17 protein-coding genes are annotated in these 25301 nt (G+C 45.9%); 3 read left to right on the top strand and 14 right to left on the bottom strand.

Translation table 11 applies throughout. The annotated features are described in order from the left end of the window. Window positions 1-25: 25 nt before the first annotated feature. Window positions 26-3619: an NACHT domain-containing protein gene (locus OSCIL6407_RS0129850; RefSeq protein WP_007355620.1), complete on the top strand. Its 3594-nt coding sequence runs from the start codon at window positions 26-28 to the stop codon at window positions 3617-3619. 104 nt (window positions 3620-3723) lie between these two features. Here OSCIL6407_RS0129850 and OSCIL6407_RS0129845 read toward each other — a convergent pair whose 3' ends face one another. Next, the gene (locus OSCIL6407_RS0129845) at window positions 3724-4236 is read right to left on the bottom strand and encodes a hypothetical protein (RefSeq protein ID WP_007355621.1); all 513 of its coding nucleotides are present in this window, start codon (window positions 4234-4236) and stop codon (window positions 3724-3726) included. A gap of 152 nt (window positions 4237-4388) precedes the next feature. Here OSCIL6407_RS0129845 and OSCIL6407_RS0129840 point away from each other — a divergent pair, with 152 nt between their 5' ends. Further along, window positions 4389-5216, top strand: coding sequence for an NADPH-dependent oxidoreductase (locus OSCIL6407_RS0129840; protein ID WP_007355622.1), 828 nt, complete (start codon window positions 4389-4391; stop codon window positions 5214-5216). A 146-nt stretch (window positions 5217-5362) separates the two neighbouring features. On the opposite strand, the gene OSCIL6407_RS0129835 is transcribed toward OSCIL6407_RS0129840, so the two are convergent. From OSCIL6407_RS0129835 to OSCIL6407_RS0129810, 6 genes are all read right to left on the bottom strand, one after another. Beyond that, window positions 5363-5977, bottom strand: a complete 615-nt coding sequence (locus OSCIL6407_RS0129835) for a hypothetical protein (protein WP_007355623.1) — start codon at window positions 5975-5977, stop codon at window positions 5363-5365. A gap of 412 nt (window positions 5978-6389) precedes the next feature. Further along, window positions 6390-6512, bottom strand: coding sequence for a hypothetical protein (locus tag OSCIL6407_RS38035; protein ID WP_267879576.1), 123 nt, complete (start codon window positions 6510-6512; stop codon window positions 6390-6392). Window positions 6513-6590: 78 nt separating this feature from the next. Then, on the bottom strand, window positions 6591-10550 hold the full coding sequence (locus OSCIL6407_RS0129830; RefSeq protein WP_007355624.1) for a toprim domain-containing protein: 3960 nt from the start codon (window positions 10548-10550) through the stop codon (window positions 6591-6593). Between the two features lie 350 nt (window positions 10551-10900). Next, window positions 10901-11776 (bottom strand): hypothetical protein, encoded by an 876-nt coding sequence (locus OSCIL6407_RS0129825; protein WP_007355625.1) that lies wholly within the window; start codon window positions 11774-11776, stop codon window positions 10901-10903. A 113-nt stretch (window positions 11777-11889) separates the two neighbouring features. Beyond that, window positions 11890-12435: a tyrosine-type recombinase/integrase gene (locus OSCIL6407_RS0129820; RefSeq protein ID WP_007355626.1), complete on the bottom strand. Its 546-nt coding sequence runs from the start codon at window positions 12433-12435 to the stop codon at window positions 11890-11892. Window positions 12436-12930: 495 nt separating this feature from the next. Then, a complete protein-coding gene (locus tag OSCIL6407_RS0129810; protein ID WP_007355627.1) occupies window positions 12931-13512 on the bottom strand; it encodes a hypothetical protein in 582 nt (193 codons plus the stop codon). A 723-nt stretch (window positions 13513-14235) separates the two neighbouring features. Here OSCIL6407_RS0129810 and OSCIL6407_RS0129805 point away from each other — a divergent pair. Beyond that, window positions 14236-15324: a DNA-methyltransferase gene (locus OSCIL6407_RS0129805; RefSeq protein WP_007355629.1), complete on the top strand. Its 1089-nt coding sequence runs from the start codon at window positions 14236-14238 to the stop codon at window positions 15322-15324. A 177-nt stretch (window positions 15325-15501) separates the two neighbouring features. Here the strand turns inward: OSCIL6407_RS0129805 and OSCIL6407_RS0129800 are convergent, their stop codons facing one another. From OSCIL6407_RS0129800 to OSCIL6407_RS0129770, 7 genes are all read right to left on the bottom strand, one after another. Further along, window positions 15502-16254 carry a hypothetical protein gene (locus tag OSCIL6407_RS0129800; protein WP_007355630.1) on the bottom strand — a complete coding sequence of 251 codons (753 nt, stop codon included), beginning with the start codon at window positions 16252-16254 and terminating at the stop codon, window positions 15502-15504. 16 nt (window positions 16255-16270) lie between these two features. After that, complete coding sequence (locus OSCIL6407_RS0129795; RefSeq protein WP_019488113.1) at window positions 16271-18217, bottom strand: TrbI/VirB10 family protein; 1947 nt, start codon at window positions 18215-18217, stop codon at window positions 16271-16273. Between the two features lie 34 nt (window positions 18218-18251). Beyond that, window positions 18252-18968, bottom strand: a complete 717-nt coding sequence (locus OSCIL6407_RS0129790; RefSeq protein WP_019488112.1) for a hypothetical protein — start codon at window positions 18966-18968, stop codon at window positions 18252-18254. 24 nt (window positions 18969-18992) lie between these two features. Further along, window positions 18993-20123, bottom strand: coding sequence for a hypothetical protein (locus OSCIL6407_RS0129785; RefSeq protein ID WP_019488111.1), 1131 nt, complete (start codon window positions 20121-20123; stop codon window positions 18993-18995). A gap of 100 nt (window positions 20124-20223) precedes the next feature. After that, complete coding sequence (locus tag OSCIL6407_RS0129780) at window positions 20224-21180, bottom strand: hypothetical protein (protein WP_007355635.1); 957 nt, start codon at window positions 21178-21180, stop codon at window positions 20224-20226. A 5-nt stretch (window positions 21181-21185) separates the two neighbouring features. Further along, a complete protein-coding gene (locus tag OSCIL6407_RS0129775) occupies window positions 21186-24437 on the bottom strand; it encodes a hypothetical protein (RefSeq protein ID WP_007355636.1) in 3252 nt (1083 codons plus the stop codon). Window positions 24438-24580: 143 nt separating this feature from the next. After that, complete coding sequence (locus OSCIL6407_RS0129770) at window positions 24581-25291, bottom strand: hypothetical protein (RefSeq protein ID WP_007355637.1); 711 nt, start codon at window positions 25289-25291, stop codon at window positions 24581-24583. Window positions 25292-25301: the final 10 nt, after the last annotated feature.

The raw sequence follows: 25301 nt of genomic DNA, 5'->3' as shown, positions 1-25301 counted from the left end.
AGCGACTCTTCCGCTCCGACTCTTTATGTCAAACCGTACTCTGCAAGCAACAGCCACAGGAACAGAAATCGCCAGAAAAGCTTTGGAGCGCAACAAGTTAACGCAGAGTGACTTGGCTTTGGAGCTTGAAATTGCTTACTCAACTGCCAACGGATTTTTTACAGGCAAGTCAATTTATCGCCGGATTTTTATGGAGATTTGCCATCATCTTGACTTGGATTGGCAGGAAATAGTTGGCTTAGAACCAAAATCAGAACCGGAAATAATTGATTCACTAATTGACCCACTAATTGACGAACTGCTAGTCGCAGTAGAACGTAGCGCCGCTAGAGCTCGAACTGCCCTCAATCCCTATATTCTCCCTCCCATTCACCGTCAAACCCTGCTAGAAAAGTGTCTGAAAGAAATTCGTGCGGGATTCCAAGAAAATAAGCGCCGCGTCGTCCCCATTTTAGGAGCTGCCGGATACGGCAAAAGCACTATTTTGGGTAGTATCTACGATGAATTAGACAGCGAAAAAATTGAATCCAGCAACGGTTGGCTAGCATTAGCACGCTGCGACGATTTAATCGAATCTGCTGAAAACTTTGCCCTAGAACTCGGTGAAAAAATTAGTGGGAAACGACAATCAATTGTAGAAATTGCCCAACAACTAACAGCCCAACAAAATCGAGGTATTCTCCTAATTGATACCTTAGATATTGTACTCACTAAACCGCTCGTTTCAGTGTTGCGTAGTATTTTATACCAACTCTTAGAAATTGGTACAACTGTCGCCTTTACCTGTCGCGATACCGATTACAGTAACTTTTTTGAACCCTACCACGAAAGTTTTGCCGGATTCCGAGAAAGCGTCACTGACAACTGCAAGATTACTCCCTTCACCACCGAAGAAGTCAGAACAGCAGCGCAAGAATTCATTAAAACTCAACCGGGTTTCAGCACTTTAGCCAGCCAGCAATCTTTTGCCGAGCGCATTATTGCCCTTTCTGCTGATAGTGTATCCCTCCAAGAAATCGTCCGCCACCCCTTACTACTGGCTTTACTTTGCGACTTGTTTGCCGCTGAAGAAACTGTCCCCGAAGATTTAACAGTGAGCCAACTCTACGAAAAATATTGGGAGTGGAAAATTGCTAAAGTCCGTCATAACTTGCAGTCAGGACATCTGGGCCTCGCCAAAGAAAAACTGTGTTTAAAACTGTCGCGGCTGATGTATGAAAGTTCAGGAGAAAGATTGCGCGACTTTGTTTATGAGAGCGATTTAGAACTTAGCGAAACTGAATTTTTAGCTTACAATTCCCTCAAAAGTGATGGAATTTTTAAAGACTTGGGAGGTAAGCGCGGAGGATTTTTTCATCAGACATTTTTAGAGTATACAATTGCCCGTTGGATGAATGCAACTGAAACAGGCGAACGAGCTAAAACTCAACTAAAAAATGATTTAATTGTCTCTAAAATTGCGGATTCTAGGTATTATATTTGGTCAATATTTCGCCAACTTTTAACTCTTTTGAGTCTATCAGAATTCAACCAATTTTCTCAGGAATTAGACACAACCAAAATTTTACCTTTTCGCGCTGTCACATTTGCTAGTGTTTCCCGAACCGAACCGGAATCCTCAGCCGTTTTGCTGTCTCTACTAGCGATCGCAATCGCCAAAGACTACACCTTTCAAGAAACCCTCCTAGCAGCAGCCAGAGGATCGCCACAGCGACACGGCGATGTAGCCTGGGAAATAGCAGTTCAACTGCTAGGAAGCGTTGGTTCAGAATTAATTAACAAAGCAGCAGAAACAGCAGCGGAATTATTAGGGCGCTTACCCGCTGGGAGTTACCGGTTTGAGCGTTCCCTAGAAGCGATCGCTAATCGATCGTCGCCAACAGGAGAAAATAACCGACAAGAACGCTATCACATTTGGGGCAAGTTTATCGGTGCTTTTTATGAAAATTATGTTAAAAAACGGAAAAGTATTGAATTAGAAATCTTAGAAAGCCTGAAAAAATATTACTTTTTGTTCGGCGGAAATGTGCGGTCTACTGTCATTGAACTTTACTTAACACCAGGCGTACCCACTACTATACAGCGAGAACTTTTACTAACAATTATCTCTCAACCTATTTCAGAACAATTCAAAGAACAAGAAAACGCGACAGAACTGCTCAGTCGTTTGTTGCCCAACTTGCTGACTGCGGGAGACACTTGTTTCGGAACCACTTGGCTGGAAGCACTCTACGCCCCACTAGATAAATACTGGACGGCTGTAGCTGCTAGTGCTGTCGGTCGCGCTGCTGCATCAGATTCAACGTTGTTAGAAGCAATTTTAAGAAGTACATTGAGTGAAAGTTGGCCTAGTGATATGGGAGATTTAACACGGCGCAACCTGGCTGCTATTTTAGCAGCAATTCGTAGCGGTGCTGCCTCTAAAACTGCGGCAATTTTACTAAAAATACCCATAGAAACTATCCCTGCAAATCGGGCATCAACTCTTACTTTATTATTCAGAGAGTTGGCAAGTGCTGCTAACAGTTCGTATCCTCTCAGCAGCGAACTAGAATTAGCCTTAGTTGAGTGGATTGTCCCAGCGATTGCTCAATCTCCCGTAGAATTCATTCGAGCGATCGATACTCTGGCGAGTAATTTATCAGTACAGCAACTTTTGGGAGAAATTCTTGAACAATTGCTCCCGACATTGCCAGCTCAACAAAAAGCTCAGATCCTTAAAAAACTTAATAACGTTCCTCCTCAACTAGAAGCTTATTTACAACAAAATGTTAACTCAAAAGAAGCGCGTTCTGCTTTAGCAAAATTATACGACCAGCAAGCAACAAATAACTCGGCGACAGCTATCTCTGAACTAGCAAAACTCTGTTTAGATTCGTCACGAGATGTCGCCCTCGATGCCTCGGCATTTGTACTGGCTCTTGCCGAACAGAAAAAACCCATTGAACTACAACAATTACTCCCAATTTTCGCTCAGTCGTCCTTCGTTGGCGTGCGTCAGAACTGTTTGAAAGCTTTCATCGCCAAAGTCAATTCCCAAACAGTGGCCCCATCAGAAATACTGGCTGTTTTTGCAACCTTAGAAAATGATTTAGCTCCAGAAGTAATACAACTTTTGTACGTATTAATAGAAACAGCGATTTGGAACCATCCTTCAGGGGTAAAAACACTTGACTCCGATTTAGCAAAAGCTACTTTTGATTTAACTCATAGAATTATTAAAAGTTCCCATCAAGATACAATTAACATGGGAGCAGCTTCAGCGCTGATTACTTTTAATCAAATAGCTCTCTTAGAACAGAGAGAATTTATGCCCCAAGTTGGTACTTGTACCCGCACGTTACTGAGAATTACAGATATTAGCCGGAAAGTAGATAAATTAGTTGTTACAGGGCTGCTGACTAAAATTGCTAAATTTGACTCCGAGTTTTTGGCTGCTATTGTCCGAGAAGACTTCATCATTAACAATTCTATGATGCCAGTAGCCAATCAGTGCGCTGTTGCTGTGGCGATCGCAAACGATTCCGGCAAAAACTCACCGCTGCTCGACGAAATTTTGAACGATAGCAGGCTTCCCAACGAGGTCAAAAGTCGAATTATTCGCGATCGCGAAGCTTGAGAGTTTGACAGTAGACTTCTTGCGATCGCTTCGGAATCTGTGTTACAGAGGTAAGAAAAGTTTGTTTAAGCTAAATTTGTTATCAATCTGAGAGGTTTTTTAAGTCAATCCCACCAGTAAGAAATAACGACTGCATCCTGAGCTTTTTGAGGACTATCACCCCAAAGTGCTCCTTCGAGCCTAGCAATCAGTCGGCGTTTAAGTTGCCAGCCATACTCCTCACTTGTTCCATCACATACTTCAACCGAGTCAGCCCGCCACTTTTTGCCAAAGTCTAAAAGCTGAGACACCGTTGTATCTTGGTTTTCTGTTAGCAAGTAAAGTGTGTCGGCTGGGTAGGGAATAAAATGGATGATGCTAGTTTCAGGCATCGGGCGATAATTTGCCATTGCTAACAGCGTGTCGAGTACGCCATTAAAGCTTAAACCGTTTTCATCGGGTGCAAAGATGGGTTTTGAAAATATGAAGCTTGCCCATAAAGAAGGGTGGTTAGCAAGGTCAGTAATAACTTCGATACCATTAAATTGATTGAATTGGCGCTGCCAAACCAAAGCAGCAAATAGCTCTTGCGGAGTATAAGATTGGGCAATAGATTGGATTCTATTTAATTCAAACATGGCGTTCCATCTTGAGAGATTGCTTCGTTCCTCGCAACGCTTCGCGGTTTTGAGTTTTGAGTTAGGAATTCCCGTCTCCCCATCTTGAGAGTTTTAAGTTTTGAGTCAGGATTGTTTTACCATACCCATGTTGAGCCAATTTGCCTTACTTTATGAACACTCCCAACGTAACTGATTTAATTCGCGATCGCTACGGCGTAGATACGTTCAATCCCAATAGTCTCTGGAATGAGACATTGGCAACCCTGCTATCCCATCGTTCGGTTCGTGCCTATCTACCTAACCCCTTACTGCCGCAAACCCTAGAACTTATGGTCGCTGCCGCCCAGTCTGCCGCTACCTCCTCCAATCTCCAAACCTGGAGTGTAGTAGCGGTTGAAGATCCTAGCAGGAAAGAAACCCTGGCTCAACTGGCAGGAAATCAAGCCCATATCCGCCAATGCCCATTGTTTTTGGTATGGTTGGCAGATCTAGCACGGCTGCATCATCTGGCTATGCAAAGGGGGCTACCTGCCCAAGGATTAGATTATCTGGAAATGTTTGTTACAGCAACCATCGATGCAGCATTGGCAGCTCAGAATGCAACGATCGCAGCAGAGTCATTAGGGTTAGGCACGGTTTACATTGGTGGAATGCGAAACCATCCCCAAAGTGTTGCCGAAACTCTCCAATTACCGCCTCACTTATTTGCCGTCTTTGGTTTGTGCGTGGGCTATCCCGATCCAGCAAAACCAGCCGCCGTGAAACCTCGTTTACCCCAGGCTGCTGTTTTACATCGGGAAACATATAATCTCGCTCAACAAGAAGAAGCGATCGCCCAGTACAATGAAATTATGCAAAAGTTTTACGAATCTCAGCATATGAACGTCGCAGGCGATTGGGTTGAGCATTCAGTAAAACGAGTGGCAACAGCACAAGCTTTAAATGGGCGCGAGCGATTGAAAGAAATGTTGCAACAGCTTGGATTTCCACTACTTTAACAAGTCGATTTGAGTCAACATTGAAGTTAATAGTTCCAGAAAATATTGTTACTCATCATTAATTTTTCCTCGCATTTTTTTAATCTGACTTCGCTTAGTTTTGCTATCCTGACGCTTTCTTTGAAGCTGGCGCATTATATCAGAAACTAAGATTTTTGGAGACGCTGGGACAATTTTTGCAGCACTGAAATGGCTGTCCAATTGCCCTTTTTAGCAGCTTCTACATACTGTTGCAGTAAGTCTTCTGTGACGAGTCGATCGAGCCACTGCACTAATTCCACCAGTTCTAGTTTTTGCTGTTCGCTGTGTCCAGCAAATAGTTCAAACATTCCTAACCGCTGAAACTGTTCGAGGTCAAAATCTGCCATATCAAGAGCAATTTGTTCTGATAATTGAGAGAATTCTTCAGGTGACAGATTGGGCACTGGCGGGTGTTGAGTCTCTAAAACTTTTTCGACTTCTGCATAGTCACCTACGTACATTTTCTGTTCCAGACAATCGCATAAAATCGCATGAGTGGGCGGTAAATCATCAGAACCCAGGTGGTATGACTCTAAATGAATGGCTAAAGCTGGATGTTCAATTAGCGGTGAATATACGCCAAAGTAACTAAACGTTCCCAATCCTCTACCATCGAACCAGGTTGCCTTGCTGCCCCAATAAGCAAGTGAAAAATATCGGCTATTACCCACAACTCCTACCATTTTGGGCAACATCGGTGGTAAGGTAATCGGTAATAAAGTAAAATTGTGTTCATTCATAAAAATTCCCAAAATTGCCGTTAAGAAAAATAGAAAATGAGCAAGTCACTCCCCATAGCGGCGCTCGCCGCTATTTGACCTAGAAACTATGCAATGTTTATCGCCTTGACTTCTCCAGTGAGACATTCAAGTAGAAATTTATTGCCAGGGTAGAGAAAAAGAAATTTTAGAGAATCCTACAACGTGATCAGGAGAAGATATTTGGCGATGAAACTCTTGATTATTTAACAAATAAAAATCAAGGAGTTACTACCTATCAGAAAGGAAGTGAATAGGAAACTAATTTACCTATCTATCAACTAGCCTTATTATCGAAAACGGTCATCGAAGGAAATGAAGTAATAAAAATTTATACCCAGATTCCTGCCTTCGTTGATGATTTACTCATTGAATTTGTCACCAGCAATATCTTCTATCGCTCTTGGAGGAAATGACCCGTAGTAGCGTCAGCCGACACACCCCTGGCGGTTCCCCCGAACAGCAATACGAGTGCCTGCGATCGCTTTCCTGACCCCAATTCTGAATTTGAGCGCATTGTTTTGCAAGAAATTTACCAGCGGGGTATGAAGTTGCCCGATGCGGTACACAACGCGATCGCGAGCAACTACTCAAGCTAACGAACAGGTGCTCTATCTCGCGAGATCGCCTCCCGACTTTTGCTTTCTTGTCTATTTTCTGCAAAATCCTTTCTGTTAGCCGCAGTTTCCCCAGATGTTACCAAGCTTTCGAGTCGAGTAACTTCTAAGTAACTTGAAGTACCCGATGGCCCAATATGGCTTCTGCCATAACTTTCAGACATTTCTGAACCAGATGTTACCACTGTTATCCCAACTCCCTGATTTTTCGGCATCACCTTATTAAATCGGTTACTTACAGTTTCTCCACTGTGCGAAACCCTTACCCCCTCTGAGCTATAGCGAGTAACCTCCCTATTGAGACTCATATTAGTACAGTTCCCAACTTGGTTACTTGAACCTCCTAAATCTGGCGAACAGTGAAACTTTTGAGAAACCTCGCACTCCTCATCGGACTCAACATCAGTACCGCCCCCTGTCTTAGAGCCGGGAGGCGAGCCATCTGGATCGTCAGGGTCATCCCCTCCCCCGAAGCCACCGGTACTATCACTGTCGGGGCCGTTCAAGTCCAACAGCCACTGCAAGTTGAGAGCGTGGCACAAGCTCTCAGGCAAGAGCAAGCACTTCTTATTGACCCGTTCCGGCGGAGTAGGAAGAATTGCATTCCCCTGAGCATCTTCCCGTGCGGTGAGCCTAGCCCGATTGTAAGCCAGCACCAAGTCTCGGCTGGAGTGCAACTTAGCACTTCTATTTTTAATCGCGCCAATAGACACCAACACCCGCTCCAGCACCGGCCGGTTGTAAGCCGGATTAAACTCCCGCTCAACTTCCGGCCAAATCGAAGGCAAGTGCAGCGCCAGAACTCGACCTTCCTCCCTAGTTTCCACCGTTGCCACATTCCAGGAACCAACAGAATCGTAAGAAACCAGCGCTTCCAACTTCTCAAAGAAATCTGCAACGCAGTTGAGTCCCGTCAAACTCTCATTCAGAGGTTCGCACAAATTGGCAATCGTCCACTTTTCCACATCAATGTCCAACCCCGCCAAATCTGCAACTTTCTGGGTATAAAACACGAGAATAGCTAAATTATCAGCAACTCGGTCGTGAGCAGTCGGCAAATGCCGAGACAAGCGATCGCGCAAAGCCTTCACAAGAGTTTGCGAATACCCGATCGCCACTAACTGCCCAAACGCCCCCGAAGCTTGCTCGCGAGCTTCAGATAGCTCCCCCCAAGCGCTGCGTTCGCCATCATTAATCACAGGCATAAACAGCGGAATGATGCGAGTTTTCGTAGCCGGATTCGTTTCCCCCAAACTATGATTTGAAGTCGGAATCATCGGCGAAAAAGGCTGCTGAGAATTACCCCGCACCTGCCGAGGCAAACCATTATAAAGACTCTGAAAAAAATCGTCCAAAATATTTCTATCAATCCGCGTCTTTCCCGGCGGGTCATCCCACAGACTAGGAATCGAACCCAGACATTTCAGGCGTTCGTAAGCCATACTGACACTGGATCGCGCTATAGCTCCTCTTTCCGTATTTCCCCAGCCCGCCATAGACATGGCAGAAAGAACCGCAATAGTTTTCTTACTACCCGGATCTCCATAAGGATTAAGAATGGGAAAGAATTTTTCCACCCTCATAATTTCCTGAAAGTGCAGCGACGCTGCCACATAACCATCGCACAGCAAGAAATACATAAAAGAAGAACCAGCAAACTTGCGCTGAGCTTCAATCAACTTTCGCAAAGCAGCAGGGTTTGGTGGCTGAATTTCAGGACATAGAATATGGTCAACCGCTCCTAATTGAGGGTTATAAATCCACCCCGATTCTTTTGAATCAGTCGGAGTACCGTCTGCCTTAAATTGGCAGTCAGCAAATACCCAAGTTCCGTCCGACTGCTGCCCGAACCTATCAATGCAGCGATAAACTCTCCCAGCCCGATTGCGGTGATATTCTTCGAGGCGAGCGTGAATAAGCGCCACCAAATCAGTCTGAGACATACGGCAATTCAAATGAAATCCTGTTTTTCTCAGGAGAGTAGTAATAAACTCTTTAACCGTAATTGTTTCCAAGGAAAAAATCACCACTTCAACTTCGCGCCGATCGAAAGAGCGCTTAATTTTAAGAGAATACCCCCCACCCAAATTAGAACTTGTTGGAGCCGCAATTTCCCCAGTAATGATAAAATCAAAATCAGCAAGAGGTCTAAATTTTTCATTACCCTCTCGATCGCGAAACCACTTCCCTATTTCCCCGTTACAAGTCATCGGAGCCTCCCAGTCATTGCGGGACTCAAAGCCATTGCCATCGTAGTTATCGTTAAACCCACCACCACTCCCGCCACCGCCGACACGGTCACTTCTACGATTAAAGGCGCGATCGCCTCCGCTACTATGAACAGAGCTGCTGCGGTGAGAGTCGCCGCTATCGCTGCCCTGCAAGAGAGAGACAGTTTCTCTAACCGATTCACGTTTTATAATAGTGGATTCTTTCCCCTCTGGGATTTCCACCGCCCCTACAGCCAGCTTTATTTCTGACCAAAAGTAAGTGGCGATCGCGTCTTCCCACTGCCGATCGACAGTATTAGTAAAGCGGATTGCTTCCTGCCAAATTGTCTCTCGCGCGGCATCGGATAATTCCTCTGCTCCCTTACGTCCAGCGGCAACGATATACCGAGCCATCCACCGCAAGCCGTGAGTCGCACTGTCAAAACTCGTATGCTGCTTCCACGCTTCAATGCCACGAGAGATAATAAACCGATCGGGGTCCCCGTCACCGCGATCGTCGAGAGGCAGTAGCGGAGCTACATAGGGAGCAATGCCTCCAGAAAGTAAACTCTTAATGCAGCTAATTATTCCCTTCTCTCCGGCACTATCGGGATCGAGACAAACGTTGACCCGCTGCACCCGATGCCGCTTGAGAGTTTGGACTTGTTCTCCAGACAAGCTTGCCGCTACGCAAGCCATGACACGAGAGTCTCCTTTAACTTGAGCGATCGCTGCATCGGTCACACCTTCGACCAGCACTGCTTCGTGGTGGTTCGCTTTAACAACTTTATCAAAATAGAGAGGAGATTCTTTAGTCGCTAGCCAGGAACCCGACTCATCTTTAGGATTCCAGCAGGCGTACTTTTTGGGAATTTGGGCATCAGTCCAAGGCTGTGCAACTTTTTGAGCCTCCGAGAGTTTATTCCATGCGCGGCGCGCGGTGTCGTGTTCTTTCTTCCAGCCGACATGGTTTTTCTTGAGGGGAATATCTCCTTTAGATGCAGGCCAATGTCCGTATAGCGTCAAAGGTTCGCCGTAGGGGTTGTGCCACGGAAACACAACGTATCCCTCCCATTTGCGAGTTAACACCCCGCATTGCTCAGCTAAGCTAATGTTGAACTGCTGCTCGGTTATCGCTCCCTGTACTATTTCGAGAGTTGGATACAAGCCCGCACCCAAATCGCGCAACTCCGACTCCGTAAAGCCCCGCTCTTCTATTAAATGGTTTAGAGCATCAGAGCCTAAATCGCTCCACAGATGCTGGGCGCAGGTGATATAGACAGCAGAAAAGATACTCCGGCGCTCTTCCCACTTTTGTGCTCGCTCGATTTGCTCTCTTGAAGGTTCGCGAGTAGGGAAATTGTCAAAGGCCCCCGCGAGGTGAGACAGTGCCCGCAGAGCTTCCACCCAATCTTTCCCTTTGGGGTGTTCCCAACGCCCTACTTTTAGGCTGTGGACATAGGAAATTGGATTTCCGGCAAATCCCATGCCGGAATCATAGAATCGCAGTGTAGATGGCCAGACAGCGAAGGAAGTACCTGACTTGCTCTCTCGGAAAGGGCTGCCCCCTCGCCAGCGATCGCTGGAAATCTGAAAGCGGTGAGATGGGTCTGTATACACCATCTCTGGTGTCAGTCTGGGTAGTACATCATTTTCCCAATGGTCGCGCAGGTCATTGGATTCGGGCGAGCGAGCGGGGGGTTTAGTACCGGATGCGTTTCCCTGCATAGAACTCCTCTTAATGTTGATGACGCTAGAGCCCTTTCCTGGATGCTGTTGCCGGAACCAATTGCTACATAACTACCCGACAAGCGTATGCGCCTTGCGTGCTAATTCCTTCGGAACTATGCTAATGTTTATGTATGTTTTTTCGTTGGTCCGGCCAGGCTCCTGTTAATGAAACCTGGCTCTTAGCATTTAATTTAACTAGCATAACCTAGCTGGCTGACATTGATATCACTGATGTAGCCGAAAATCTGGCTGATGTACTCGATCGCAGATTTTTTCCCAAACGGAAGCCCATCCCCTTTAGCGGTGGGAGTGTCAAAACGTCAGACGCTTGGAAACAGGCTCAGACACTAACGCTTTTGACGATGCTTGGAGCGTTTTTTCTTTGGCTCCTTCGGGGGCAAGACTTGAGCAACAAACGTAGCCTCTTCTAAAACTAATTGGTCAGAGACTCTTTTGACCTTCAAATTCCAAAACTGTCCATAGGCAGAACTTGAGGTGGGCAGCATTCCAGCAATGGTGAAGGAGTAAGGTTTATATTTAGTCCCATCCAGTTCATGCCAGGGTCGGAAATTTCGGTAAACTCTGACAACGAACTCATCCGAATCGACCTTGTGGTAACAGACTATTCCTCGGATTGTAAAACCATCTACGCTTTGCTCAATAACCTCTGCATCTTCCCCTGGGAGCGGATTTCTGACTCCTCGGATGGCAAAGTGGAGTTTGGGAGACTCTTGCATGGGGCGTGGATAGACAATCCAAACTTGAGATGACCCCAGCAGTTCGGAATGTTTATCTATCGTGTAGGCAGCAGAGGCTAATAAATTGGTGGGTGTCATTAAATTGTCATTTAGCAGCAGAATCCCCTGTCCAGGAGTCCCAGCACTGGGGAGGTATTGCCCACGCACTAATCCTACGGCTTGAAAGAATAGTTCTGGCTCAGGCAAAGTGACAGAACTGTTCGCATCGTTTTCCGGCTGTGGCTGTTGGAATTGAGGAGAGCTGTTTGTGTTCTGGTTGGCCTTGAGTAACCGAGTAACTCCAGTTCCCATATCCTTAGTGCTTGCGGTTTCAATGGGGGTGTCGGGAAGTTCAGAGTTAGAAGTTCCCCCTTGACTGTCGCAGCTATCGCTGGCAAGGTTATCTGACCCCAACCTATTTGGGGGTTTTTCACCCTCGCAGGTGAGTTCTGCTGTTGTACGCCCTGACCTGTGAATAGTTACCATCAGTTGCTCCTAGGTTTTCAAACCTATGAAATGTTAGCCAGGATTGGAAAAATAATATTTGATTGTGGGTAGGGACTGCGGTCAAATGTTCAAGCTACCATAAAGCGATCGTCTCACTTCAAAAGGCCGATAGCCTTAACGAGCTGTTCGGGCTGCACCTCCAAATAGCGCTGAAGAGAGGACAAATTTTTATGTCCTGATATCTCCATAATCACCCGCAATGGCACCCCAGCATTGCTCAAATTCGTCAGTGCCGTCCGCCTCATCGAATGAGTGGAAGCCCCCTTAATTCTTACCCGCTTACAAGCATCTTTAAAAATCAAATCTGCCTGAGAGCGCGTCAAAGGCTTCGTACCCTCTCGCCCCGGAAACAAAAAACCCACATCGGGATTGTAAGCCTTTAAATACTTAGCCAACATCGGATGTAGCGGCAGCGTTCGCGTTGCTGACTTACCCTTCGTTGTCGCTTTCCGCAGCGTCACTATACCACCAATAATATCCTGAGTTGTTAAAGCTAACGCCTCAGAAATACGACAGGCACAATAAAAAGTCACAGCAAACAAAAGCCTATCCCTAGCTGTAAGAAACCCTCGGTCAAACAGCCGAGTTATTTCAGCAGGTGTCAAAATCTTAGCACGCCCGTTACCTTGAACTTTCACAGGCTTTGCCCTCCAAAATGAAAGCACCCCTATTGTTGGACGAAAGGGACGTATTGTCAAGTCTGTCGAAAAGCTGTTACTGCTTGAGGGGATGCTTTATAGCGCTGTGCCTCCTCAGCCGCAGCCCGCGCCTTTTATTGCATTTAGATGAGCTTTTATTGCCACTCAACTGACTTAAATTATCAGGAAAGTTGATAATGGGCAAGGTGGCGATCGCGTCTATTATGTCTCTGAAGGTAACAGGTTTAATTGCCGCCATGACAGTAGCCTCAAATAGAAGTGGCGCTTGTAATAATTTGATTATACTATTTTTTGATTTACCTTGCAAGTTGTTTTGCTAGTTTCGTCCCTCCTTAATAAAAAAATTAGGGTTTTATTGGAAAATCGCTCATTCTGGTCAAAAGAAATGCCCAAGGCTTCGTAAGGCTTGGGCATTGTTATAATTTTCGGAGGGTAACGAGTACGCTGGTTGGTTGAAAAACTTTTCGTTCGCTGTTAGGACACTGAACGCGCACTTTCACCGAGTTCGGAAGTAGCAAATGGTAGGGTATCTGCAATCACTGCTTTGGGAGCAAGCTTGAGGATGATAGGCATCACAATTAGGGGATAATTTTCTAGCCGATTTTTGATTTGAGCCTGCAACCATTCAACAGAGGAATCAGAACCGTTAACTTTTTGCTTGAACCCCAGTTCTGGTGCAGCAGCTTTGATGGCGCTAGCAATTTTGCGAGCTTGCCTCAGTGAAATCAGTGAAGTATTAACGGCAGGAACTGAGGTTGTGCTTGCTGAGGCAAAATCAATTGGTTTTGCTGGTTTGTTTGGTGTTCTTTTGCCTGTGTTCTGATGGCTAGCGCGATGGGTGCTGGCTGGTTTGTCAATTTCAATTGTTGCTCCATTTACCTCGCTATCGTTATCACCGGATAGTGTTGCGGCTGTTGCCACATTTACTTGGGTTTGATTGTCTGTGAGTTCTTCTTGGGCTGCTTCAGGTTTGTGCAGGAATACTGAGGTTAAGCAAAAGAGAGTGGTAAAAAGGAAAGGGGGAAATAGTACATCGTTGATAGTTTGGATAGTCATATTAACAGAAAACTCCCGATCAAATTTTCGAGGTAAGCATTGCTAACCTTTTTTAGATTGCAACAGTTGACAACATGGTGCAGCATGGCTACATTGGCTGAAAAAACGGATAATTAACTTCATCCTTTTGGATGATTAACTGAGGAGAAATACACCTGATTTGAGAATTAGTTCAGGGGATTACACCGACTGTACGAGGAGTTCGCTCTGTTTCAGGAGAGCGAAAAGTTGTGTTTTCACGCTATAGTGCGATCGCTCACACGGACTGCCGCCAATGCGAACGGGATATTGGCGGGTGAGCGTTCAGTCAGCACAATTAGCACTCTCTGCGGAAAGTGGTTTCAGTAGCTGACTTTTTTAGCCGCTCCGCGACGGTAGGCGCGGAAGTTAATCAAAAATTAATCGGACATTACCGAATGAGTTCATACGCAAGCCAAGAACATCGGGAGCCTTTAAGTGGCTGGACCCCTTTTATAGCTATAGCTTCAATGAGATAGTTCCTAAAGAATGACCGATTAATTTGAGATAGGAAAGTAGAAACTGAGGTCAAACTTAGAGTAAAATAACCAAGTTGCTATTCTAGCAAGGCAGAAATAACCTACCAGGTAGAACAGAAGGAACCTGTGTAGGTGTAAACTGGATTGAATCAGGTTATCAAATCTCATCAATATCGCTGGTAATAATGCCCTTAAATCGAGGTCAAGTAGGGATTGGGTTAAAATAATGAAGCTATCCGATATTTCAATAAGTGAGGAAAGCGAAATTCTGAGAAGCATAGGTAGAGTAAAAGACTACCTGATTTCATTGGAACGTGAGCCTTTGTTTTTACAAGGTGAGACTTATGCACTTTTAAAACAGTTCCCTCCTAATTCCATTGATTGTGTAATAACATCTCCCCCTTATTGGGGGCATAGAGTTTACATCAATGGGGGAATAGGGCTTGAAGATAAGTGGCAAGAGTACGTTAAGAATTTACTAGAAATATTTGATGAAGTAAAGCGCATTATTAAGCCAACAGGTTCTTTTTGGCTGAATATTGGAGATGCTTACCAGCAGAAATCAATGGTAGGTCTCCCTTGGCGAGTTGCACTTGCAATGATAGATCAACAGAATTGGATTCTCCGCAATAGTGTGATTTGGAATAAAGTAAAAGGCAACCCTGACAATGCAAAAGACAAACTCCGAAATATTTACGAACACGTTTTCCATTTTGTCAAAGCAGATAGATATTTTTATGATGTTGATGCAATTCGCTCAAAACCAGGACAAGCAAAAGTTGTCAATGGTTCTGTAGTCTCTGCAACGGGTGTTTCTGGCGTGCGCTACCGCCGACAAATTGAATTGTCCACAGCACTTAGTGATTCTGAACGTATAAATGCTCTGAAAGCTCTTGAGTTCGTCTTGGAGGAAGTACGCATCGGTAAAATCTCTGACTTTCGTATGATTATTCGCGGTCAGCAACGAACAACACACTCTGACTCAGCAAGGGTTTCGGGGCGAGCGCGCGAACTTATTGAACGCGGTTTTTATTTTCTCAAATATCACCCAAATGGTAGTAAACCCAGTGACGTTTGGGATATCTTGCCGGAGGATACCCAGAAGCGTACCCTTCACTTTTCACCCTATCCCGAAGACTTATGTAAAATTCCCATTCTGGCTACCTGTCCGCAAGCTGGTATTGTTCTCGACCCGTTTGCAGGCACAGGTACAACAAATCAGGTTGCATTTCAACTAGGACGCAGATCGATTGGAATTGATATCTCAGGTGAATATCTCACTGTTGCTCGTGAAAGGTGTAGTCTGCTCCTATGACCAAAGTTATCGAAGTTAAGGCAGATAGAAAATAAGTTACCGCAAAGCACTTTGTTGTCTCTGGGGCAGCCATTACCAGTTTCTACACATGAAGACGTTACCGATGACAGCTAACGTTCTCGATACGAAGTTAGAATTTTTGGTTGAGTAAACGGGTTTGATTTCCTGGAGTTCGAGTTAAAGGGGGAGCTTTTGAGATGGCGTTTTTGGAATTTCATACAAAGGTTCGCGGCTCAACCCTAGCTGCCCTAGTGAAATAACAACTGACATTGATAGATTAGTTCTCTCAGCAGCTTTAGCAATAGCTGTGCCATTTCGAGCTAGAGCGATGAATTCTCGAACTTTGAAAACAACGGGGTCATTGGGAGGCGTGTAACCTCGAAGGATGGCAATGTCTAATCCCCGTTCGATGTCACTGAGCGCCGCCGTTCTATTGTCTGCTAAAGTTACGCTGGGTTCCTGCCCAGGCACTATCGTAGAGATGGCAATGCCATTATTAGTAGGTTGCCCATTCTGGTGAACGACATTAAAGGTATAAAGGCGCTCAATTCCTTCTGGAGAGCGAGTTTTAACGAACAGGTTAGTAATGTTGGCTGTTGTAGCGCCAGGGAATTGTAAGGGTTGAATCGGTTGGACAAATATGGTTCTAGCTTGGTTAGTTTTTAATTCAGCATCAGTGTTAAAGACGGCCCTGGAAGGATCTGCTAACCGGATGTAAATAATGACTTCACCAGTCTGGCTAAAGTCAATAACGCTGGAACGACCAGACCATACTTGAAGGTTGGTAGTTGTATTGATTGCTGCATCTCTTCCGACAATTCTTAGCGCCGATGTTTGAGCTTGCCCAATATTAACTGTACTGAATACAGTGGCAATTATTAAGGCAGGAGAAAGTAAAGCCAAACGAATTTTTCTAGTGAGTTTGTTCATGGTTATTTTACCTCCGTTATCTCTGCACTGTGACAAAGGCATTGACAAATACTGAAACTTGAGTTCCTTCTGGTACGATCGCTACGTTTCCTTGCTTTAAAAGTTCTTGGGCGTTGCGATCCGATCTTTCTCGCAGCCGTTGGGCAGTAGGTGTAAAGAATCCCTCTAAAGCGGCGGCTAGGATGTTAGGTTTAGGCGAGGTTGTGGTTTTAACAGCCGTACTGCCCAAAAAGCCGCTTTGCTGGCTGAAAGTTTCTTGGGCTGGTCGATTGATTATTTCTCCTACCCGCCCCAAGCTGCCAAGAATTCCTACTAAAATATCAGCCTTGGCTATTTCAGAACCTCTGTCAAATAAACTGTCAGCAATGAGAGGTTGGTTATCGGTTCCGCGAACAATTAAGTTTCCGGGTGGAATGGGTACTTGTTGGATGCGGCCAGCAGCATCGGGGTAAACAAGCGCTACTACGCTTTGAGAAACCAGTCGATTTCCGCGCGTGACATTTTCTACTTGAGTGATTAAGACGGTGCCAGATGGTAAGGCCATCGCCCCGTCAGTTGCCATTATGTCCTCGGTCAATTGGACGGCAAACCTTCCGGCTGTCGGGCTTTGACCTGCTTCGTCCCAAATCATCGGTACGATTACTATGGCTTTAGCGGATGAGCCGATGGCTATCTCTTTCATTGTTGTGCTGTTTTCGGCGGTCGTGCGGTTGAGGATTCCAGCCTCTCCAGGGGTCATTCTATTGGCGTTTGCAGCGGGGTCAGTAACTCCAATGGCGATCGCTGGTATCTCTTGCATTGGTGCAGCCGATTGTGGGCTTTTTGGCGAACTGACTAGCACTGGCTGCGGGTTTTGAGAAATCGGCGGCACTGATTGCTGTTGGGGCAATGGAACTGGTGCAATTGCTACTGTGCTAGGGGGCGGTGTCGGTACTGGCATTACTGACCGCACGGTAGGGTAATTTGCCGCTGTCATCCCCGGCGCGATCGCGTTCGGAAAAGTTGCGGAACTGGCAGCAATACCTTGACCATTTAGCTCTTTAATTTCTTGACCTCTGCTTTGCCCCAGAGAAGCTAATTGGGCCCAGCGCTCGTAAGGGTCTACTTTTTCTGGTGGTGGCACAGGTCGAAGTGCCAACGGTGCGGGCGGCGGGACAGGGCGCGGTAATGGCGTAGGATAAGGGCGCGGTGCAGGCGGCTGTGGCTGAGGAATGGTCTGTACTGTCCTTGGCGGATTAAAGTTTTGAACCGACCTTGGGGTTTCAGACCTTCTAGGGGCTGGTGCTGGTTTTGGTGCAGGTGTCGGTTTGGGAGCAGGGGTCGGTCGATTTTTAGGTTCAGGAGGCTGAACTTCTAACGTCCGCTGTTGATCTTGAAATGCCAGCCGACTTTTTAGTTCTCCTGACTCGTCTTCAGAAACTTGAGCAGGTTTAGGGTTCGTTGTTTTTGCCTGTTGGCGGACGGGTTTAGGAGCAAAGAACACAAACCAAAAGAATCCCAAGATGCCGAGAACTGCGCCAGTACCCATTAATACTGAAAACGTCCGAACTTCGGGCTTCTCAGAAACAGGATGAGTTTCTGCTCCTTCGTTGTCCTGTTTAATTCTGTATTCAGAGGTCAATAATTCATCGGCTTCTCCGTCATGTCCGGCTAATTCTCTTTCCTCCTCACGGCTCAACGGCTCGACTGAGCGCTCGCCGAACGTCTTTTTACCATTGCTGCCAGCGCCATTAGGAGCGTTAGCTGCCTGAAAACTGTTAGAACTGTGGGAAAAGTTATTGGCTTCATTAGAGGAGTTGTTGCCATTAAAACTGTGGGAAAAGTTATTGGCTTCATTAGAGGAGTTGTTGCCATTAAAAGAGTGGCTAGTTGTGTTGCTAGGTGGCGTATTGTAGGAACATTCTTCAATTTCATCGGGTTCTGCATCAAATTTGCGCCCATTTTGAAGTTCTTTTTCAATCATGTTTTTATCTCCTATTATTTGGGTTTTTATCCGATTATTTGGGTTTGAATTCGGTAATTTTGTTGATTTCTAAGCCGGCCGAGCGAAGCTCATAAACTTTCTGTTCAAAAGCTGAGGCTTGGCTACCTAGCGGTGGGGTTTGGATTTCTACTGCTTTGATTCGGAAAGTGCGATTGAAAGGAATTCTTTGATCGATTCCTGACGTGCGATCTACAAGCAGCCGGGTGGCAATCATGTCAATTTCCCATTCGCCGGGACGGACTTCTCTGGGTTCGGATAAAAAAGAAATGATGACAGTTGCTCGCAATTGACCCGTAAAAACTTTATTGGGGACGAGTTCAGCGATGTCAGGTAGGGAAGCTTTGCCAAAATTGGGTTCTAGGAGTAACGAAGCAAAATAAGTGCTGGTAGGAACTCGTTTGGAATTGACTTTAATCCCTGAATCAGTATCGTTAGTTCCTGGTATTTTATTGTCCCAGTTGAAGGTTAGCTCTGCCCAAGTTTTGACAAAATTTTGGATGACTGAGGGATACCGAAAAAACCGATCTCGTTCCGCTACGTAGTAAGTTTGACCGTTGATTAGCTGGACTTGCGTTGTCTTCATAGCAGCTACCGAGTTGATTCGGTATGCGACGAAGAGGTGCAGAATTAGGGCGAGGATATTTACTCCAGTTAGGATGAGGAAGCACAATGCCAGTAGATTTTTAGCTTCTGGCAACAATGCAGTTTGTGAAAATCTTTGTAACTTCATAAAATCTTTTGGTAATTAGTGACATTACTTAAATCCTTTGTTCATCGCCAAATTAGCGGCTGCTCCTATGGCGTTGCTCAAAACATCGACGAGTTGTTTAGCATTGCTAGCAATGCCGTTGTATAGGGCAATTCCGCCGCCGCCGGCGATTAATAGGGCTAAGCCGGGTGCGAAAATGCTGATGAAAAACAGGAAGGCGACATCGCTGGCTAATTCGGCTCCAGAATTGACTAGCACGGTGGCTGCTAGCCCGACAACGATGTTGTATCCAAGTTGGACACCAAATAAGCTTAGAAATCCAGTTGCCCAAGCCCAAATAGGCCTGCCCTGCAAGGGAAGTAGCGACAGCCCCATGGCGATTGGGGAAAAGAGTGCTGTTAGTAAAAGGGCTGCTTCAAGAATGTTGACAAACGCCCACTGGATGCTATAAAGAATGAATCGGACGATTGGTATTGCTTTTTCTCGAAACACTGAACCGGGGTCAGTTATAAAAGTCGTGGCATCTTGAGCAGCACCGAGCAAGCTATTATTCCAGAGGGTTTCACCAAAAGCCCGCAGCGCTTGCAGAGGGGCTGAGCCGGCGGCTTGCCTTTCAGCTTCGCTAACGATTTTCTGAGCCGCTTCTTGCTTGGAATTCCAGCAGGTTACGAGTTCTTCTCCGACTTTATTTCGGCATTCACCGTAGAGATTTTCGAGTTGTTGGCGGCCGATGTTACTGATAGTGACGTTGGCGATCGCGTCCCTAAATGTCATTTCTCCTAGTTGCGCTTCTAGGACACTCTGAACTTGCCTGTAAGCAAAGCTCCTGGTAAAAATGACGGTATTGGCTAGCAATTTGCCGTTAGCGCCGAGGAACAGCATGATGACGAGCGGCCAGACGAACAGTGCTGCCAGTTCTGACCATGACTGCTTTTCGATAATGTCTTTCCCGCTGCTTAGAGTTAAGAACAGGATGCTGACGGCTGCTAGGGTGATGCCGAGTGATACTAGACCAACCCACAGCCCAGAAGCGATCGGGTCAATCGTGCTAATCCAAACTTTGTCCCAAGATTCTGAGGTAGTCTTAGCCAGGTTAATTGACTCGCTAACGATGTCCAAGGATGACCCTTCTGCACCACTCGTCGGTGGTGTAATTTGTGCTAAAAAGTCTTTCATTTTCACCTCGGAAAAAACTTCAATTTTGTATTTGATAAGGCGGTTATTCAGTACACAAACTAGGCAGATTATCGCGGATTTAAGTTAACTGCTTGAAGCATTAATTGGGAGCGACAAATCTGTTAGTTGAAATCGGGGTTGTGCTGCTGTCATTCGGTTTTCCCAAATAGCCACCGCCGGGGAGCATCAGCATTCCCGCCTGATAGCTGGCTTGGTTTCCAGACGCAGTGCTGCCTCGGCGCTCTCCCGTGTTGAACGCGGATATTTCCTTAGCAGCTTGCGATAGCAGCACGTTATTAATGGCTCGATCTGTGCGAGCTTGCTGAGCTTCCTGTAAATTTCGCATCTGGACTTGTGCGCTCAATGCGGTCTGTTGCGAGAGGTTTTGGAGAATTTGTTGAGTAACGTCGAGGCTCTGCGATTCTTCGCCCAATTGGATGTTTTGTTCGGTATCTTGGCGAGTGGCTTCTAACACTTGGAAGCTGTTTTCTTGAGCTTCTTTGCTGAGGGTTGCTCCGTCAGCTATGCCGATAGCGGCGCTGCGCTGAGCTTGAGCATCTAAGTCAGACATAATGTTATATGAACCTTTGCCGTCTAATTTACTCGACTTAGTTTCGAGTAAATCTGACAGTTTTGTTCCTTCCGTCTGGGATGTTGGAGCTTTAATAATTTGGCTGCTAACTTGGCTCAGATCGGGAATTTGGATAGCTCCGAGAGAGGAGGAAAGGAGTTCGTTTAAGGAGCCAAATAGCTCGTTTTGCACGAAACCTTGGATGTCGCCGATAAAATCGTTGACTTGTTTGAAAACATCTTGAATGGGTGCTAAGAAACTTCCCGCAGTTGGGGTTGGAGGTTTCACGGTCATTTCTTGTGTACTTGGCAGGGAAATGTTTTGGGCTGGAGTTTTTACAGTTGCTTCTTGTGTACCGGGTACGAAAGGAGGAGTTGTTTGAGCTAAACTTGGCCTGAGTTGAACGATTAATTCCACGCTGACTAACAGGGAAAATGCTGCTAGTTTTGTAGCAGGTTGCTGCATTAATTGAAGTTGATATTTCATGGGAATTATTTTGGTATTTTTGCAAAAATTTGAGACTTGTTGCTGTGAACGTCGGATGCTACTTTTGGCTGAGCATTGGCAGCTATGGTGGCAATTTCTAAATTTTGACCAATGCGATCGAAGCCTTTTCCTTCTTTCACCGCTGCAATGTATTCTTGGGTGAAATGCTTTAGCCCTTGAAGCTGGCCTTTGAGGGTAGGAGGATATTGAGCCATGATGCGATCGCGGGCTTCTTTTTCATTTTGATTGTTAGCAATTGATGCCAACATCATCTCTCCGGGGTAGAATCGCGATCGCCAAAATCTTCCTCCTTTCTCAATTAGCCAGCAGGAGTAGAGGTCAGCAGCTCTGGGTAGAAAAGATTCTGTGGCATTGGAACTGATAATTTGCGGGTCGTACCCTAAATATTTGTGAGCGGCTGCTACTCCAGAATTGGTGATTCTGCCGGTAATTCGGTAGACCATATTTTGCAGAATTTGTGCTCCTGCGGAACATTCGCAGATGGCATCAAAATCTTGGCTTAATAGCAAGACAGCTATGCCATCTTTTCTACCAGTGGCGCAGAGTTCGCCGACAACTGATGCAAAACCATCTTTTTTGAGTAGGACGCTCAATTCATCTCCAATAAATAAGCTTTTGGGGTGAGAAAGAGCGTTGGGGATGCAAGCAGCATGGGCGTTAATTGCCATTAAATAGGCATCTTGTTCGTTAGAAAGTCCCGATAGGGCGAAGAATTTAACAGCCGGCTCTGGGGAAAATGTGCTGGGCTGACCGATCGCTTTTCCCAAGCGGGATGTTAGCAAAGCATTTCCTTGGCTGAGGATTTGATTGATGGCTAGTCTGTCTAGTTCTTCAAAGGACTTAAGATTGAGCCTTTCTTTGCTGCAAAACCTCAGCAAATCTTGGAGAGTTGGCATTTGCTGCCATTCGGGAGATCGCCACCCTCTTTCAAATGCCTTGTTGTAGCGAGCGATGATTTCGGGATCTCTGAGGTACATATCGAGCATTCGCAGGATAATTGAATCGACCCGCTGGGCTAGGTGGGGATTGTGAATTTTGCCCATGGCGATCGCCACCACAGCTTTGCGGATAAATTCTTTCCAAGATTCCATTCTTCGCTCTCTTTCAGCTTTATCGAACTTGCGGAGATCGGGCGGTTCTACTAAATTGCTAGACCCTTGGCTGATGTCGTAATATGCGCCTTGGTCGCCCAAAAGTTCGATGGCGGTTTTGAAGGTACTGTTACCACCGCTGCTGATGTCCATCCCGACCACAGGGATGTTATTAGCTAAGGCTTCAAGAGTAAAACGCCAACCCAAAACGCTCTTGCCTGAACCTGATTCGCCAGTAATTAAAGCGCGGCTAATTTGGTTGTAGAACAAGTCGATAAAAATTGGCTTTCCGCCTCGATGGGTGATAAATTCAACTCCTTTTTTATCCAAGTCGCGGGGAACTGTTAGCGGCAGAATTCCAGCGGCAGTTTCAGTGTCGAGGGTGAGGCGGCGTTCGCTCAAAAATGAACCGCTATGCAGCAACCATTTCCAAGTAATCGGCAGGCATTGCAGCCAAATATCCCAGGCAACGTTCCGCTCGCGAATGACTTTCGCAGTTCCAAAACTATTAGAGAGTACGTTGCAGGCTTGACTCAATTCTTCCGCTGTGTTTCTGTACACTAAAAAGGCAACGGCTGCATTTAGAGGTACGGCTCCTTGGTAAAGTCGGCGCTGGGCATCGAAAGATTCCTCCTGTTTAATTTCAGCGCCAATATCGCGCCCTTGCCCTTTAGTTATCGCTCTGCTACTAGCGGCTTTTGCTCCTTTAGCTTGTCGGGCTAAGTTATCATTAATTACGAGGGAATTTCCGGCGCTAATTTCTATCCAAGCTTCTGTATCGCGGACGTAGCTTGAGGACATCACCTCCCAAATCCATTTCAATTGCTGGCGGGTATTAATCCAGCCTGCGGGCGCGTCATACATTGTCAGGACAGCGCATTCTTTTCCCTTGCCGGTGAGATAGACGCGGTTGTTGGTCTTGCGGTGTTCCGGGCAGGAGGATACGCCATTCGTTCCTTCAATTAAAACTGTACAAATGTGTTTGTCAGTTGTCTTAATTTCGCTGAGTTGATAGCCAGAATGGGTTTCTTCAAGTTTAACAATTTGAGGGATTTGCGGTGGTTTACTGCTGTTAAATCGCAGCCACAGCCACTCCCAAAGTTCTGAGGAATTCATGGGACTGATTTCTAGCCCCATTTTGGTGTTCAGGAGAATTTCCCAGCGGAGGAATCCTTGTTCAAAAGAGTTGAGGAGCAGCTTGGTGTAAAATTGCTCTCTGTAAATTCGGGTGTTGCCTGCAATGGTTTCCACAATGGAATCGCACAATTTTTTGACTCCATCAATGGCTTTGCCAATGAAATCTCTGGAGATGGTTTCGCCTTCGTTATCGGCTGTCCAAGTACAGAAAGCAATTTGCTCCCATACCTGCCTGGTACCTTGATGAGTTTGTTGGCGGAGGCGGTACTGTTCGTTTCGGAGCAGTACAGATACGGGTTGGAGTTCAGCGGTGTCAGCTAGTTGTTCTAATTCTTTTTGCCGAGCAGCATCGCTACTGTAACAACCGGTGCAGAAAGTGATTTTTTCACTGGGTGGGATGTCTTTCATTCCTTCTTCAAGAGAAGCTGCAAATGCTGATACTTCGTTCCTGAATAGTAGGTTGTGAAGTCCTCGGAGGCGGAATCCAAATACCAGTTGGTAGCTAGTCCCGTTATTGAGAAGCATCCCAGACACTTGTCTGCCATCTTTTTCAATTTCCACCAAACAACAGAGGTTAATTTCATTTTGGAAAGGCATAAATTTGCTCCTTCCCCCATATTGATTGGGTACAATTTTGGGTTTCAATTTGATGCGGATTTGCGAATCGTAAGGTTTGCCTTGGATGCTAGGAGGGCGCAGGGAAGAGATGGGAGAAATATAGAAGCTGTCGCCGCTACACCATTCATCTCCGGGGGGCTTGCGGAATTTGTCAGTAAAGAGGTGGGGTTGATTTCCTGTGAGGAGCCACCAGCTTACAATTAGCCAAAGCGAGACAGTGAAGAACCAACCCAATCCCAGGCTAAATAGACCCATTGTTAAGGTGTAGGCAATGGCGGTTAAGAAGCACCAAGGTAGAATTTGATTGGCAGGGATGAACCCGATACTTGCTTGTTTGCCCAGGATTTTATTGACTCTGATAAAGTCTTTTTCGGGATCTCGTAAAGCCATTAGTGACTCCTTTTTTGGGCGTTGCTGAATTGAAGTATGAAATTTGATGCACTCGATATTTCAAGCTCTTAATCTCTGCGAGGAGAGCGTTTCTGTCTAAGTAGAATTCATACCCTGATTCAGCAACGCCCTTTTTTTTAGTTCTAAAAGGTCAAAGTTGTAATTACTCCCAGCGGTGGCAGGTTGGGGGCAAAACGAGCTGTTGTACCGCTACCGTCGCCGACGAATAAGAAGGTAACAACGTCTATGGCAATCACAATGCCGAAGGCGAGGGCAATTTGGGTGACAATTGGCCGCCAATCGTTGCCTTGCTGCGCTTGGTTGTAAGCGAATAAAGCTGCGGCGGCTACTAATAAGAGAAATACGCCTCGAATGGCATTGAAAATTAAAGCGATGGTTGATTCGTCAATGGCTGTTCCGCCTCCGGCGGCTCCAGCTTCGGTTGCGAGATTGGTCATAAATGCTTGGAGACCGCTTAGAAAAATGGCTTGGGCTGGGGTTTGAAAGTTATTCAGGAACATTGTTACTGTGATGACAGCAACGGCTAAATGCCAGAAGCGAATTTTGCTGCCTAGCAGTTTTTCGAGGATGGGAATGCTGCGGGCAATTTGCCATAGTCCGAAGAACACTAGAGATGCACAGCTAAATACGCTGACAAATAAGGGTTGGACAAGAGTTAGATAAATGGCTGCAATTAGGCAAATTGCAATGAAGGCTAAATCGGCGTTATTGAGTTTGAATTTACGCATGAATTTGCTAAAATTGCTGCGGCGTTTGTGGATAATGCTTTGGTTAGCAACGCTGGTGCGATCGCCATGAGAGCGGTAGTTGTTGTGTAAGTAATCGTTTTGCATGGGATTTGTC

Origin of the sequence: Kamptonema formosum PCC 6407, from assembly GCF_000332155.1 — a bacterium.
GTDB lineage: Bacteria > Cyanobacteriota > Cyanobacteriia > Cyanobacteriales > Microcoleaceae > Kamptonema > Kamptonema formosum.
Note: the sequence above shows the minus strand (reverse complement) of the source record. Positions and strands in the feature narration are given on the sequence as shown.

What these genes read in the sequence shown, in the direction of transcription:
- OSCIL6407_RS0129850 (WP_007355620.1), top strand. Translation starts at nt 26, where the DNA reads ATGTCAAACCGTACTCTGCAAGCAACAGCCACAGGAACAGAAATCGCC.
- OSCIL6407_RS0129845 (WP_007355621.1), bottom strand. Translation starts at nt 4,236, where the DNA reads ATGTTTGAATTAAATAGAATCCAATCTATTGCCCAATCTTATACTCCG.
- OSCIL6407_RS0129840 (WP_007355622.1), top strand. Translation starts at nt 4,389, where the DNA reads ATGAACACTCCCAACGTAACTGATTTAATTCGCGATCGCTACGGCGTA.
- OSCIL6407_RS0129835 (WP_007355623.1), bottom strand. Translation starts at nt 5,977, where the DNA reads ATGAATGAACACAATTTTACTTTATTACCGATTACCTTACCACCGATG.
- OSCIL6407_RS38035 (WP_267879576.1), bottom strand. Translation starts at nt 6,512, where the DNA reads ATGCGCTCAAATTCAGAATTGGGGTCAGGAAAGCGATCGCAGGCACTC.
- OSCIL6407_RS0129830 (WP_007355624.1), bottom strand. Translation starts at nt 10,550, where the DNA reads ATGCAGGGAAACGCATCCGGTACTAAACCCCCCGCTCGCTCGCCCGAA.
- OSCIL6407_RS0129825 (WP_007355625.1), bottom strand. Translation starts at nt 11,776, where the DNA reads ATGGTAACTATTCACAGGTCAGGGCGTACAACAGCAGAACTCACCTGC.
- OSCIL6407_RS0129810 (WP_007355627.1), bottom strand. Translation starts at nt 13,512, where the DNA reads ATGACTATCCAAACTATCAACGATGTACTATTTCCCCCTTTCCTTTTT.
- OSCIL6407_RS0129805 (WP_007355629.1), top strand. Translation starts at nt 14,236, where the DNA reads ATGAAGCTATCCGATATTTCAATAAGTGAGGAAAGCGAAATTCTGAGA.
- OSCIL6407_RS0129800 (WP_007355630.1), bottom strand. Translation starts at nt 16,254, where the DNA reads ATGAACAAACTCACTAGAAAAATTCGTTTGGCTTTACTTTCTCCTGCC.
- OSCIL6407_RS0129795 (WP_019488113.1), bottom strand. Translation starts at nt 18,217, where the DNA reads ATGATTGAAAAAGAACTTCAAAATGGGCGCAAATTTGATGCAGAACCC.
- OSCIL6407_RS0129790 (WP_019488112.1), bottom strand. Translation starts at nt 18,968, where the DNA reads ATGAAGTTACAAAGATTTTCACAAACTGCATTGTTGCCAGAAGCTAAA.
- OSCIL6407_RS0129785 (WP_019488111.1), bottom strand. Translation starts at nt 20,123, where the DNA reads ATGAAAGACTTTTTAGCACAAATTACACCACCGACGAGTGGTGCAGAA.
- OSCIL6407_RS0129780 (WP_007355635.1), bottom strand. Translation starts at nt 21,180, where the DNA reads ATGAAATATCAACTTCAATTAATGCAGCAACCTGCTACAAAACTAGCA.
- OSCIL6407_RS0129775 (WP_007355636.1), bottom strand. Translation starts at nt 24,437, where the DNA reads ATGGCTTTACGAGATCCCGAAAAAGACTTTATCAGAGTCAATAAAATC.
- OSCIL6407_RS0129770 (WP_007355637.1), bottom strand. Translation starts at nt 25,291, where the DNA reads ATGCAAAACGATTACTTACACAACAACTACCGCTCTCATGGCGATCGC.